The following is a 13,341-nucleotide window of genomic DNA, read 5'->3' as shown; positions in this document are numbered from 1 at the left end:
GGGAGGGCCGGGGACATCCTCCTCACTTTTTTCCCTGGCCCTCAAGCCGGGCCAGGGAAAGCTTGAACCATCGATGTCTATTGGATGCTTTAGGGTGATCGACGGTTCAAAAGCCGTTCGGAGGAGTCCCCGGCCCTCCCCAACCTACCTTGGGCAAAGACGCAAAGAGGTCTCTCCAGCGGCACAATGGTAGGGCGGGGTCTGGGGGTGGGGGGTGCCTCTCGAAAATATCTCTGCAGGAGGGAGGGCGTAGGAGGGTTCAAAAATCCGACTGAGCAAAAAACTTCGGGGCTGACGAAGGAAGCCACGAAGTTTTATTGCGAAGCGGATTTTTGAACCCGACTAGCCCGACCGGGCAGAATTTGAGAGAGGCACCCCCCACCCCCAGACCCCGACCGGGCAAAAACGCCCAAGCCGGCACCAATAAGGAACTCTTCTCTTAAGGTCCCGCGAAGACTTGGACGCAGAAGATGCGTTGGCCGTCGCTGGTGCAGCCGACGCCGAGGTATTCGTATTTTTTGGAGAGGATGTTCTTGCGGTGGGAGCTGGAGTTCATCCAGTCGTCCATCATTTGATCGGCGATGGCCCGAGGATCGAAAAGCCCTTGGGCGCTGGAGATGGTGTGGAGGTTTTCGCCCACGCTCCGCTCGAGCTTGGGCTGATACTTGCGCAAGCGGTCGATCACCGTTTTCTTCTCGGGACTGTTATGGGAAAGGTAGTTGCGCTTCATCATGTCCTGGGCATGGTCCCGGGCGGCCTTGACCAGGAGCTCCTCGGAGCCCAGCCGCTTGAGCTTCTTGGCCTCGCGGACCCCATTGGTGCCCTCGAAGATCCGGCTTTCGACCTGACGCGAGAGCTCGGCCGGGCTCAAGGACTTTCCCGAAGCTTGCTGCTGAAGATGGAAGGGAATGGCTCCGCTGCCCTTGGCCTCAGCCGCCGCGCCCAAGGATAGACAAAGCAAAAGAGCCGCTATAGAAAAGAATCGTATCAAGGGGTCCATTTATGAAAATCGCTTGTTGGAACGTCAATGGCATACGCGCCGCCGCCAGAAAAGGCCTGCTCGATTGGCTGGCCCAGGAGAAACCCGATGTGGTTTGCCTCCAGGAAACCAAGTGCCATCCCGACCAATTGGAGCCGGAGCTGCGCCAGCCCTTAGGTTATAACAGCCATTGGTCCTCCGCCAAGAAGAAGGGTTACAGCGGCGTCGCCATCTTCCTGAACCGCCAAGCCCTTTCGGTGGTCGAAGGCCTGAGCCGGCCGGAGTTCGACGACGAAGGCCGGACTTTGAGCGCCGAATTCGACGACTTCCACCTGATCACCGGCTACTTTCCCAACGGCCAGCCCGACCTGGGCAGGGTGCCCTACAAACTGCGCTACAGCGACACCGTGATGGAATATGCTCACGGCCTCCGCCAAAAGACCGGCAAGCCGGTCATCCTCTGCGGCGACTACAACACCGCCCACCGCGAGATCGACTTGGCCCGGCCCAAGGAGAATGAGATGAACACCGGCTTCCTCCCCGAGGAACGGGCCTGGGTCGACAAGTTCATCGCCAGCGGCTTCGTCGATATTTTTCGGGAAAGAACCCCCGACCCCAATCATTATACTTGGTGGTCCTACCGCTCCGGCGCCCGGCCGCGGAACATCGGCTGGAGGATTGATTACTTCTTCATCACGCCGGAGCTGCGCGGCCGGGTCGAGAAGATCTATCACCAACCCGAAGTCCAGGGTTCGGATCACTGCCCCCTCATCCTAGAACTTAAGACCTAACGAAGTACCCAGGATGTGCTTCTTGCTCCAATCGGGGTCGGCTTGGTCCATCCGCAGCATGTAATAAAGATCGAAGACGATCTTGCCCTCCAGAAAGCCGAAGGCATTGCCGGCGGCGAAGCGGTTTTGGTTGAAGCCGCCGTTGCTCGGCTCGACGAAGATCTCCTCCGAGAGATACGGCGAAAACGAGACCGGCTTGGCCTTGATCGGGAAAGCCACCTTGAATCGCGAGCGATAGCGGAAGCGCGTCTCATCGGGGAAAAACCGGATCTCGAAGCGTTGGCGAGTCGAGCCTTCGACCGGCCCCAGTCGCCCGATGAACTCGGCTTGAGGAAAGATCCGGTTCTCCCGGGGTTTTCCGTCCGATTTCTCGAAGCGATAGAAAAAACCGGGCTTGAACCACTTGAAGACCCGGTAGTCGAAGCCCAGGGTCGTGTTGAACGTGATGTAGTTGGTGACGTCGTCGCCCCAGCGATTCTCGGTGGCCCAGTGCAGAGTCCAAGGCGACTTCCCGAAAGGATGGGCATACTTGAGCTCGGTCCAGAGCTGGAAATCGGACTGAGCCTGAGCCGAAACGCTGAAGCAAATCCCCAGTGCGGCCAGCAGGCCGCAAAGCTTCTTCCTCATGGAACACACCCCCATCTAAGGTTTGCAGTCTTTTTGCGGGAGTTCCGAAAAGACCTCAAGCCGGTTCGGTGAATTCGCGGTGAACACTGCGGCTTCGTATTGAAAATATATTTCATTAACTATTTCCCATTTTTCTTTGACAATTCTCTTAATGTTTCCTAAACCATCACTTAATTGAAATTAACTTTCAAATAAGGAGGGCGCGATGAGCCAGGAATGTCAAAACAAACCCCACTATGGGGTCTCGATCTGCCCCAGCGGCCACGCCACCCTCTATTTGGGGCGCAGCGCCTTCTTCCTCGAAGTCGAGGAGCTGAAATCGCTGATCGAGGCCGCCCAAGAGGTTTTGGCCAAGCATGAACGGCAGAGCAAGGGCTTTTCCCAGCCCTATTCGCCTCATCTCGCCCACTAAAAAGAGGAAACCGTGTCCCGAACTTTCACACTATGCCCCGAAGTCGAAGCCCTGTACCGCCAAACCATCGAACGAGCCTGCGCTCGTGAGTTTTTAGGCTGGGAAACCTCCAGCCGGCAATCGTCGATCGACCAAATCAACAACACATTTTGGGCGGCCGCCGCCGTCAACGAGCGAGCCGAAGGCGAAGCCGCGCCTGACGAAGGCCGGCAACTCGATCTCGCCGAAGCCCGCCTGGCCATCGCCGCCCTCAATCGGGCGGCCGACGGCGATCGGCTGATCGCGGCCAACGAAAGCCGGGCCGCCTACAACCAGCTGCAGGAAACCATCGGCCGCTTGGACTCCGGCGGTGGCCGTAGCGCCGCCCAAAGCCTGATGGCCGAGTGCTCGGCCCGCGGCCAAGGCTGGCGACGCATCCGCGACGAGTCGGTGCAGCGAGACATTCGGGCCGTCTTTCAGTCCCATGACGTCACCGAGCTCGATCCCCGACCCGGCATGGATCCGGTCGACGCCGTCTTCGCGGCCTATGCCTACGATTTTCAAGTCGGCGGCAGCGACGAAGACATCGGCTTCAACGATGCGATGTTCGCCAGCGCCAGCATCGAGTCGGCCTTGCGCGGCCTTCGAGCTTATTACGCTTAAAAAAAGCTTCCCAACAAACCCGCTAAAAACGGGGCCCGGCTTCAAAGCCGGCCCCGTTTTTTATTATGAGGAAGCGGGACTGAGGAAGCGGGGCTAAAGCCCCTCGCCACATTATTGTAGCAAGGGCCTTCAGGCCCGCCCCACCAAGGCGAAACTTTTGCGATCGCCCGGCGATAAGCTGAAAGCTGTTTTCACTAATTAAGGGCAAGAGGGTCTGAGAGAGGAGCCATGGGGGACGAATTTCGCTGGAACATCGCCGGAGTAGGCGTTCTTCCGGCCAACTTTCAGGATACGACGACCTACCCTTTGGGCTTCAAGCTCGAGGGCGGGCTCGGCCTCGAGTACGAGCCGGTCTTCCTTGAAGGCGGCCTCGAAGGCAGCTTGCACGACGTCGATGCCTCCCCGCTCGGCGTCGATCACTACGACCTCACCCCGCCTTTCAATTTCACCCTGAGCGGCGGTCTCGCGATTCGCGACTCCTTTTACCTGCGCCTCGGCCGTCACCATTACGAGAAGACCGAGGTCGAGGGCCTTCTCACCAACCGGGCCTACAGCGTCGCGGCCAACTTCGCCAATATCGTCCCCGACCTCGGCATCTTCGGCGGCGAAGCGCTCTATCACATCGACAATGACGAAGGCACCCTCCGCGAGCTCAAGACCAATGTCGCTTATCTCAAGAGCAAGGACCGTTCGCACTTCGGAATCCTCGAGGGCCTGGTGACTCTAGGCTTGGAGGATCACAGCGAGGCCCCGACCCTGACCTTGGCGGCCTATGGAACGGTCCAGCCCGAGGCCGAAGCCACCTCCTTCAAGTCTCAGCCCGGCCTAGTCCACGGACAGGGGATCGGCGCGGCTTTGGAGTATGGGATGTTTTCGGGAGTTTTCGGCTTCACCCACCGCTACGGCGGTTTTCAAGGTTCGGCGGTGGAAGAGCGCAGCGCGGTGACCTTGGCCCTGATGCTGGCGCCGGACAATTTCCTCTTCCGCGGAGCCTACTCTTGGATCACCCAGTCGACCACCGCCGACAGCGAGGCCAACCCGCCGATTGCGATCAGCGAGAATCACCTCGAGTTCTCGGCCGGCTACTATCCCAGCGAATCCTTCCTGCTCTCGATGGGATATCGGGGAGTTCACGGCCAGTACTATGCCTCCAATCAGGTTTTCTTGGGGCTGCAAACCGCCTTCAGCGGCGCCGTGCCTTTCACCAAGTAGGGGCACCCCTTGCGGGTGCCCTGTCCGCCCAACCCTCTCCGTGCAAAAGGGCGGGAGCAAGCCCCCGCCCCTACTCGTAATCCTCGTTCAGCGAATCCAGGAACTTCACCAAGAGCGGCAAGTTCTCGCCTCGCAGGGCCATGCCCTGGAACTCGGCCGGCGGATTGCGCATCCCGCCGTTCCGAGCCTGCTCCGAGAATTGGAGGTAGTGGAGAGCCACCGCCTCGAGAGTCGGGAATTTGCCGTTATGCATGTAGGGATCGGAATGGCCGAGATCGCGGAGCCCCGGCGTCTTGAAGGCCGCCAAGGCCAGGGGCAAAAGCTCCTGAGCGGTGCAAGGCGAATTGACGTCGTTCAAGCGGCGGCAGAGCAGATCGCGCAGTCCGGCCTGGGGCTTGGAAACGGCGTCGTTGGCGAAGACGTTCCAAAGCCCCAGATCGGTCAGCTCGGGCCGGTCGGCTTGAGGAATGCTCAAAAAGACGCCGGTCCCGTTGGGATAGAGCGCCGAGGCCGGCAACCATGCCTGGGGATCGGCTTGGCGAGCGGCATAGTCCGGAACGAAAAGCGCCTGGAAGGCGCCGTCGCCGTGGAGCCCGTTATACTCGCGCTGGGTGGCGCCGGTGTTGTGGAAGCTGAAATCGCTGAAGGCCGGCGCGGCGTGACAGGCGATGCAATTGCCGATGCCTCCACCGGCGACCTCGGTCGGCGGAAGCGGCAAGGCCGAAGGCTCGCGGAAAAAGATCCTCATTCCTTCGAGCTCGGCCGGGCCGAACTCAAAGGGCTGGTCGTGGAAAGCGAAGCTCTTGCTGCCGGCGGCCACGAAAACCGGATTGGGCAGGTTATCGACCGCCGCGAGCAGCCGGCGGCTGTAGTCGAGATCGGATTCGCCGGCTTCGGGCTGGCGCGGCAATTCGTTGAGCCGCAGGAACTCATCGAAGGGCGACAAGTTGAAATTGCCCCGGGCATCCTGGGAAAAAATCAATTGATTGACGTAAACCGAGACCAGCTTGGCCACGGCCTCGAAGATCTGTTGGTCGCTGGCCGAAGCCACGTCGATCCGGAATTCCGGCGGCAGGCGGAAGTCAGCCGGAATGTTGGGGTCGGTGCCGGTAAGCAGGGTCCGATAGGCCAGGCCGTCGAAGCTCTGGGCGATGTCGCCCAGACCGTCGTCCTCGCGGATGATCTTGGCGACATGGGCGATCGCGGTATCGGCTTCGCCCGGCAGCCAGCCGAAATTACGGCCGGTGAGGGTCCCCTTGACCAAATCCGGCATCGTCGCGAACTCGCCGTCGAAGTGGAGGAAGAGATCGCCGGGCCGCGGCAGGGCCGAGTTCACCAGCGGCGGCGAATTTCGCGGCGCATGGGTCTTGCCGTCCTCGCGGGCCGGGATCGGAGAGCGCTCGGCGAAATCGGTGTAGGTCCGCATTCCGCCGCCGCTGACGTTCAACTGCTGGTCGACCAGGTGACAGGCGGCGCAGTTCATCGACTTGCCGGCGAAAGGCCCGGGCAAGGCCGCCGCCAAAGTCTCGCTGATGTCGAGGACCGGATCGCCGACGGCGAGGGCCTGGTTCACGCCGGCCGAATTGGCGAAGAAAAATTGGGCGAAGCGGGTTTCCTGGAACAGCCGCTCGCCGATCGCGACCTCGGCCGGATCGGCCTCCTCTTCTTCCTCTTCGGGGACGATCGGCGAAGCGCAGGCCGACAAGACCGCGAGGCCGAAAACGAACAAGAACTTCCAATCCAAACGCCGCTTTTCCATGGGCTCTCCTAAGCTGAAAATAGCTTTCGCTAGCTAGTGGAGGGCCTGGCGGCTGTCAATCAGAAATCAAAAAAGCCCTTTAAAATTTGAATTTTTTCTTGACGCGGGGCGCCGATTCGGATTTCTACATTTTTGAAAATTGTTTTCATTTGTTTTGGAAAGGCTACGACACCATGACCCCGCCGCCGCGACGACCCTTTACCCCAAGCATCCCGATAGCTTCGGCGCCCCCGCCCGAGCCCTCGCCCTTGGCCCGCCGGCTCAACGCGATGGAAGACTTCCGCCGCCGCCGGGAGGCCGAAATTCAACGGGTGACGAGCTATCACGAGATTTCGACCGGCGAATTCCTCACCGAAATGATCCTGGGCTTGCCGCGAGGCGGCCGCCGGATGCTACACGACGCCTACGAGCACCCCATCGTGGTCGGCGGCGTGGTCGGCACCATCGTCGCGCTGGGGGCTTGGCTGCCCAATCCCTACGCCCGGGCATTCTCCCGCGGCCTCCTTTGGCTCGGCACCGGAGTTTCGGGGGTCTTCATCGCGCGCGGCACTTGGAATGGCGTCGCCGCCTGGCGGGCCGACGACCGGGCGGCGCTCCGCGAGGCCTCGACCGACTTCGGCGTCGGCGTGATCAGCTTGGGCTTGGCCTACGGCGGCTATCGGATCGGCCAAAGCCTCGGCAAAACTCCCGAGATGGCCCAGCGCTGGGGCGCCTTGGGCAGCGTCCTCCACAGCTCCGACGAGATCGCGGCGGCCCTGGCTCTGTTCCGGGGGGCTTCGCGGGTCAGCAACGGCTCGAGCGCTTATTAGTCCCCTCTCCCGGTTTCGCTGGGCGAAACCACCCTCCCCCGCGAGGGGGGAGGGCTACTGCAATTGAACACTGACTAATTTGCTGACGCCGGGCTGCTCCATGGTGATGCCGTAAAGCGTGTCGGCCATCTCCATCGTGCGCTTGTTGTGGGTGATGAGGATGAACTGCGACCGGTCGACCAAGGAGCGGACCATGTCGTTGAAACGGTCGATGTTGGCGTCGTCGAGCGGAGCGTCGACTTCGTCCAGCAAGCAGAAGGGCGAGGGCTTGATGATGAAGATCGCGAAGACCAAGCTGACCGCGGTCAAGGCCTTCTCGCCGCCCGAGAGCAGCGAAACGCTCTGGAGCTTCTTGCCCGGGGGCTGCGCGACGATCTCGACGCCGCTCTCCAGGATGTTCTCGGGGTCGGTGAGCAAGAGCTCGGCCTTGCCGCCCTTGAAGAGCTTGGGGAAGACCTCTTGGAAGAGCTGGTTGACGGTGTCGAAGGTTTCTTGGAAGCGCTTCTTGGTGGTTCGGTTGATCTTGTTGAGGGCCCGCTGCAGGGCGTCCAGCGACTCGGTCAAGTCGGTGCACTGCTTGTCCATGAACTCATGGCGCTGCTTGAGCTCCTCGTATTCCTCGATGGCACCCAGATTGACCGGGCCGATCTTCTCGAGCCTTTCCCGCAGCTCGGCGACCTTGGCGGCTTGGGTTTCGCGCTCGATCGGCCGCTCGGCGAATTCCGGCGCTTTCTCCACTAAATCGACGTGGTAGCGCTCGAAGATCTGCTGCTTGAGGAGCTGAACCTTGGTCCGGCCCTCGCTGAGGCCCAAGACCCGCTGGTGCAGCTCCTGGCGCAGGCCTTCGGCCTGGGTCCGGTTTTGGCGAAGCGAAGCCTCGAGCGAGGCGATGAGGTCCTTCAAGCCTTGGATTTCATCGCGCAGGCCCACGGCCTTGGCCTCCCGTTCCTGGATCTCGACGACCAGCTTGGCCAAAAGCTCGCGGCTCTCCTCGATCTCGCGCTTGAGCTGGGCCACTTGCTGGTTGGCGGCGCTGATCGAGGCATGGCGCTCGTCGAGCTGCTGCTGGGCCGCGGCCCGCTCCTCGACCATCCGCTGCAATTCTCGCTCGAGGTTGGATTTCTTCTCGGCGACCAGGGCCAGCCGCGACTTCTGCTCGAAAGTTTGCTGGCGGAGCAGGTCGAGAGCCGTCCGCAGCTCGGCCTGGCGAAGCTTGGTCTCCTCGGTCTTGGCCTGAGCCTCGGTCTTCTTGGTCTCGATCCCGAGAATTTCAGCCTCAAGCTCCTCGATTTCCCGGACCAAGTCCGATTCTTCCTGCATCGCCGCCGAGATCTCGAGCGAGAGCTTGTCCCGGCGCTCGGTCAGGCGGCGAAGCTCGGTCTGGAGGTGGTTCAAGTCCTGCTCCTGGTGGACGATCTTGAGCTCCTCGCTGTGGGAATCGCGCTTCAGGGCTTCGAGCGATTGCTCGAGCATCTGGATCCGGGCGCCGCAGCGCTCGACCTGGGAAACTTGCTCCCGAACCTGGGCCTCGACGACGCCGACCTCATGGCGCAGCTCCTTGATCTCGCGTTTCTTCTCGAGGATGGCTTGGGCCCCGCCCTCGCGCGAGCCGCCGGTGACGATGCCGGAGGGATCGACGACCTCGCCGTCGAGCGTGACCAGCGTCTTGCGGTGGCCGTTGCTGCTCCAGAGGTCGAGGGCCCGGTTGAGGTTTTGAACCAGGACGACGTCGCCGAAGAGGTAGCGCCCGACCTTGTCGTAATCGCGCTTCACCCGGACGAAATGCTGCAAGGGGCCGAGGACGCCGTGCTCCTCGCCATAAGGGAAATGGGCGTCTTCGCCTTCCTCCCGCACCTCCAGCGGAATGCAGGAGAGCCGGCCCATCGATTCGGTCTTGAGATATTGCAAAGCCTCGACGCCGGCCTCTTGGCTCTTGACGACGACGTACTGGAGGCGCTCGCCCAAGACCGCGCCGACCGCCATCTCGTAATGCGAGTCGGTCTCGACGATGTCGGCCACCGTCCCGTAAATCGCGCTGTCGGGATCGAGCTGGCTCCGCTTGGTCATCACGTTGCGGACGCCGTCCTTGTAACCCTCGAAGTTGCGCTCCAGCTCCTCGAGCGAATGAAGCCGGGAGCGCTTCAGCGCCAGCTTGTCCTTCAGCTCGTGGAGCTTGGCCTCGGCCTGGGCCCTCTCCTCGCGCTGGCCGGCGATGTTGGAGGCGATGCTGTCGCCCTGCTGGATCAGCTCGAGCTTGAATTGCTTAACCTCGCCGAGCTGGGCGTGGATCTCGCGGAGCTTGGCGTTCTGCTGGCCGATCAGCCGGTCGATCTCGTCGATCTCGGCCTGGTCCTTCCCGATCCGGCCGGCCAAGTCGACCTTGCGCCGCTGGACGGCTTCCTTGCGGCTGCCTCGCTCGGAAAGGCTTTGGAGCAAGGCCATCATCTCATGGGAGAGCCGTTCCATCGCGAAGGCGCCGTCGCGCTCTTCGGCCGATTTGGCCTGAAGCTCGGCCTCGAGGTTCTGCGAATTCTCCTGGGCGGCGGCGAATTCGAGATCGATGCCGACTTGGGACTCGTTGGCCGCGGCGACGGCCTGGCTCAGCTCGCTTAAGCGACCCTTGACCACCTCGATGTCTTTGGTTGCGGCCTCGTTCTGTCGGCCGAGCGAATCGATCTCGCGACCCTTATAGTCGATGCCGGCCTGATGGAGCTGAAGGGAATTGTTCTTCTCATACAGGACCTCCTGCAAACTCATGAGTTGGCGTTCGAGCTCGACCAAACGGAGACGGGCGGTTTCGATTTGGGTCTCTTGCTGGGCGACCTCGGCGCTGAGGGCGGCCTCGCCTTCCTCCAGCGCCTTGAGCCCGCGCTCCAGCTCCTCGAGCTCGCCGTTCCACCGGAGGAAGTCGTGGCTCGAGAGATGCAAGTCGAGGTCGCGGAGCTCGACCTCGGTCTCGCGGTAGCGTTCGGCCTTGCGGGCTTGGCGGTCGATGGAGTTGATCTGGCGCTTGAGCTCGGCCAGGATATCGGCGAGCCGGAGCAGATTGCCCTTGGTGGCTTCGATCTTGCGCAGCGCCGCTTCCTTGCGGCTCTTGAACTTGCTGATGCCGGCCGCCTCCTCGATGATGGTGCGGCGGTCCTCGGGCTTGGAAGTGATGATCTGGCCGATCTTGCCCTGCTCGATGATCGAATAGGCCTTGGTGCCGACGCCGCTGCCGAGGAAGACGTCGTAGATGTCACGCAGGCGGCAAGGCGTCTTGTTGATCGCGTACTCGCTCTCGCCGGAGCGGTGGAGCCGGCGGGTGACCGCGATCTCCGAATAATTGGCGTAAGCCGCCGGGGCCCGTCCGTCCTCGTTGCCCATGACCATGGTGACTTCGGCGAAATTGGTCGGCGGCCGGGTTTGGCTGCCGGCGAAGATGACGTCTTCCATCGCCTTGCCCCGGAGGTGCTTGGCGCTCATCTCGCCCATGACCCAACGAATGGCATCGACGATGTTGGATTTGCCACAGCCGTTGGGGCCGACGATGGAGGTGATCCCTTGCTGAAAGTCGATCACGGTCCTGTCGGGAAAGGATTTGAATCCTTGGATTTCCAGTCTTTTGATCTTCAAAAGCCAAACTCCACGCGCACGAGGACAATAAATATATGAAATCTTTGGAATTTCTGACCTGGAAGGAAGGTCCCCTCTTAGGACCCGACTTCCTCGGAGTTAGCATGGAGCCGTTTCGGCTGTAAAGAGCAAAGGCCGCAACTAAGGGCCTTTTTACCCGATAGATGAAGGACCATTAACGCTGAAATGGCCTTCCCGAGGCCATGATATCTCGAAGGAATTGGTATGGGGGCACAAATCCAGACCGAGACCGGACTTGGCATTGGTTCGAAACCGACGCCGGCCGGGGATGAGTTTTCGGCAAGCCGACTGACGGCTTCGCTGCTGGGGCTCCCTTCCTTCAACTCCCTTTCTTCCGAACAAGTCGCCTCTTTTCAAAAGCAGATGGGTCACGGCCTCTGGGCCGAGCTCCAGTCCTTGACCAAGGAACGCGACCCCGAGCTTTTCTACAGCGGCCTCCTTCACCTCGGCGGCCGCCTCCAGGGCGGGGACAAGCCCGAATGGGCTCAGCGCCTCTATGCTTTGGTCGCGGGCCAAAACGACTTTCCCGAGCTGGCCCAACGGGCCAAGAAGTCGGTCGCGGCCCTCGAAGGCCATGGCGAGATCGGGGCCCGGGCCGAGGTGCTGGTTTCCCGCTTCAGCAAGGATTTTCGCGACCCGGCGATGATCGCCCCGATGATGATCGGCACCTCGGTCGGCAGCCTGGTCCGCGGCGTCGGTTTGAGCCGGCTGGCCGCCACGCCGGCGGCTTGGTACAGCCGCGGTCTCGGTGCCAGCGCCACTGCCGGCGGCTTGAGCTTCGCCGCCGAAGTCCCGGCTTTTGTCTTGAGCGGCCGGGCCTTGCGGGCGATGAGCTCGGCTCCCCAAGCCACTTGGGGCCAGGATTTCTCGACCGGCGCCCTGAGCCTCGGCGCGATCAAGGTCTTCGGCTTCGCCGGCAAGCAGGGATTGGCCCAGCTCCACGGAGTCAACGAATACGGCGTCATGACTCGCAGCCTGGGTTTAGCCCGCTATAGCCATCCCTTGGTCAACCAAGCCTCGCTCTTCGGCGGCCTGATGTCGGCCCATTCGGTCGAGACGAAGCTGGGGCTGCGGCCCCAGGTCGACGACGCCACCGCGGTGACCGACACCTTGGCTTCGATGATCAGCTTGGGGGCCGGCGCCCGCTTGGGTCGAGGCCTGCTGGGCGAGGCTTACGCCCGGCGAATGCACGAGCTGGAATGGCGGACGCAAAGCGTGCAAAAGGCGCTGCCGCTGCCGTCCCTCGCCTTGGAGCTGCCGCGCTTGAACGCCGCCTCCACCGCCGCCGCTGCCGGTCTCGGCGTTCTCCTGCGGAGCCCCTTGGCCCATGCCTCCGATGGGCGCTGGAATTCCACGACCTTGACCGCGACCATCCTTTCCAGTCTCGTATTCGGCGGAGCCATTGCTTATGGGATTTACCGAATTTACCGATCCAACGTAGCGCCGACCGGCCCGGCCAACCGATTGAACCGGCTCGGAGAAGACATTCCGACCATGCTCCCGGCCAAGCTGGCCAAGGAAACGGTCCGGGCGGAAAATTCTCTGAAGGAAAGCATGGCCGGCCGCCGGCGCGGCGATGCCTCAACGGTAGAAGCCGCGATGAATTTCATGGAAAAGGCTTTGGAAACGAACCACCTCGATGCTCAACAGAGATTTCGAGTCTTCTCGGCCTGGGTCGATCTGATTTTGGATGGGAAGGAAAACTTCAGTCCCCTCGCCTTGGCGGCGCTGGGTCGAACTTTCAAGCATCTCGGCAAGGAAGGAAGAGCGAAGCTGCTCGACCGGGTCCAAATGGGAGCCCGCGCCTATCAACCGGATAAAGCGTTGACCGCCTTTTTCTTGCTCAATGCCTTGGCCATGGAGCTGGGTGTTGAGCAACGAGCCGAGGCTTATGAAAAAGCGGCGAAGGCCTTGGACTTCCAACGCGACCGTCGCGACAACAACCTCGACAACAATGCCGCCCTGCTCATGCGGCAACGATCGGTGCTTCGGGAGCTCCGCAATTTCCTGGACAAGCAATATCAGGAAATTCGAGAAGGCCTGGTCAACGAGCTCTACGAGCTGAAAAAAAATCCCGAGGGCGGGGTGATTCCGGGGCAGCGCCAGAGCCGCATCGAGGTCTTGGAGGAGCAGGTCAAGAACCCGCCGGCACCTCCAATCGAGGAAACGCTCCGGAAATTCCTCAAGGATTCGGAAGATGCCATGAACATTAGGTTTAACCTCGAAGATGCGCTGGTCCAAGCCCACAAGCTGATGGAGCTGTTCGGCGAATCGGAGGGTTACCGGCCGCCCAATTTCGAAACCGATTTTTCGCTCCGCGAGCATTTGAATCAACCCGCCATGCAAGCTTACCTTCGCAACGGCGACTCCCTCATCAAGCCGGTCACCAGCGCCGCGATCCGGGAGATGCTCGCTGAACAGCTGCTCGGATTCAAGAAGACCGACCCCGAGCGCAAATAGATTTATTTTTGAAG

At 61.4% G+C, this 13,341-nt stretch carries 10 protein-coding genes; 6 read left to right on the top strand and 4 right to left on the bottom strand.

Features of this window, described 5'->3' with window-relative positions:
• Positions 1-439: 439 nt before the first annotated feature.
• Positions 440-961 carry a CAP domain-containing protein gene (locus VJR29_03455; protein HKY62452.1) on the bottom strand — a complete coding sequence of 174 codons (522 nt, stop codon included), beginning with the start codon at positions 959-961 and terminating at the stop codon, positions 440-442.
• 41 nt (positions 962-1,002) lie between these two features.
• Between VJR29_03455 and VJR29_03450 the strand changes: the two genes are divergently transcribed.
• Positions 1,003-1,770, top strand: coding sequence for an exodeoxyribonuclease III (locus tag VJR29_03450; GenBank protein HKY62451.1), 768 nt, complete (start codon positions 1,003-1,005; stop codon positions 1,768-1,770).
• Here VJR29_03450 and VJR29_03445 read toward each other — a convergent pair.
• Entirely contained in the window at positions 1,753-2,397 is a 645-nt protein-coding gene (locus tag VJR29_03445; GenBank protein ID HKY62450.1) for a DUF2490 domain-containing protein, read from the bottom strand. The two genes, VJR29_03450 and VJR29_03445, sit on opposite strands and share 18 nt — an antisense overlap.
• 205 nt (positions 2,398-2,602) lie before the next feature.
• Here VJR29_03445 and VJR29_03440 point away from each other — a divergent pair, with 205 nt between their 5' ends.
• From VJR29_03440 to VJR29_03430, 3 genes are all read left to right on the top strand, one after another.
• Positions 2,603-2,809: a hypothetical protein gene (locus VJR29_03440; protein HKY62449.1), complete on the top strand. Its 207-nt coding sequence runs from the start codon at positions 2,603-2,605 to the stop codon at positions 2,807-2,809.
• Between the two features lie 12 nt (positions 2,810-2,821).
• Positions 2,822-3,451: a hypothetical protein gene (locus tag VJR29_03435; protein HKY62448.1), complete on the top strand. Its 630-nt coding sequence runs from the start codon at positions 2,822-2,824 to the stop codon at positions 3,449-3,451.
• Between the two features lie 228 nt (positions 3,452-3,679).
• Positions 3,680-4,663, top strand: coding sequence for a hypothetical protein (locus VJR29_03430; protein HKY62447.1), 984 nt, complete (start codon positions 3,680-3,682; stop codon positions 4,661-4,663).
• 70 nt (positions 4,664-4,733) lie between these two features.
• Here the strand turns inward: VJR29_03430 and VJR29_03425 are convergent, their stop codons facing one another.
• Positions 4,734-6,422: a hypothetical protein gene (locus VJR29_03425; GenBank protein HKY62446.1), complete on the bottom strand. Its 1,689-nt coding sequence runs from the start codon at positions 6,420-6,422 to the stop codon at positions 4,734-4,736.
• A gap of 149 nt (positions 6,423-6,571) precedes the next feature.
• On the opposite strand from VJR29_03425, the gene VJR29_03420 reads away from it, so the two are divergent.
• Positions 6,572-7,231 carry a hypothetical protein gene (locus tag VJR29_03420; protein HKY62445.1) on the top strand — a complete coding sequence of 220 codons (660 nt, stop codon included), beginning with the start codon at positions 6,572-6,574 and terminating at the stop codon, positions 7,229-7,231.
• A 54-nt stretch (positions 7,232-7,285) separates the two neighbouring features.
• Here the strand turns inward: VJR29_03420 and smc are convergent, their stop codons facing one another.
• Positions 7,286-10,846 carry a chromosome segregation protein SMC gene (smc, locus tag VJR29_03415; GenBank protein HKY62444.1) on the bottom strand — a complete coding sequence of 1,187 codons (3,561 nt, stop codon included), beginning with the start codon at positions 10,844-10,846 and terminating at the stop codon, positions 7,286-7,288.
• A gap of 225 nt (positions 10,847-11,071) precedes the next feature.
• Between smc and VJR29_03410 the strand changes: the two genes are divergently transcribed.
• Positions 11,072-13,327 carry a hypothetical protein gene (locus VJR29_03410; GenBank protein HKY62443.1) on the top strand — a complete coding sequence of 752 codons (2,256 nt, stop codon included), beginning with the start codon at positions 11,072-11,074 and terminating at the stop codon, positions 13,325-13,327.
• Positions 13,328-13,341 lie beyond the last annotated feature (14 nt).

It is taken from the genome of bacterium (genome assembly GCA_035281585.1).
In the GTDB taxonomy this organism is placed as follows: Bacteria; UBA10199; UBA10199; order DSSB01; family DSSB01; genus DATEDP01.
The sequence above is the reverse complement of the archived record's forward strand: the minus strand, read 5'-3'. Positions and strand labels throughout refer to the sequence as shown.

Bases quoted from the DNA above. Each gene is read 5' to 3' on its own strand.
- VJR29_03450 (HKY62451.1), top strand. From the start codon at position 1,003: ATGAAAATCGCTTGTTGGAACGTCAATGGCATACGCGCCGCCGCCAGA.
- VJR29_03445 (HKY62450.1), bottom strand. From the start codon at position 2,397: ATGAGGAAGAAGCTTTGCGGCCTGCTGGCCGCACTGGGGATTTGCTTC.
- VJR29_03440 (HKY62449.1), top strand. From the start codon at position 2,603: ATGAGCCAGGAATGTCAAAACAAACCCCACTATGGGGTCTCGATCTGC.
- VJR29_03430 (HKY62447.1), top strand. From the start codon at position 3,680: ATGGGGGACGAATTTCGCTGGAACATCGCCGGAGTAGGCGTTCTTCCG.
- VJR29_03425 (HKY62446.1), bottom strand. From the start codon at position 6,422: ATGGAAAAGCGGCGTTTGGATTGGAAGTTCTTGTTCGTTTTCGGCCTC.
- VJR29_03410 (HKY62443.1), top strand. From the start codon at position 11,072: ATGGGGGCACAAATCCAGACCGAGACCGGACTTGGCATTGGTTCGAAA.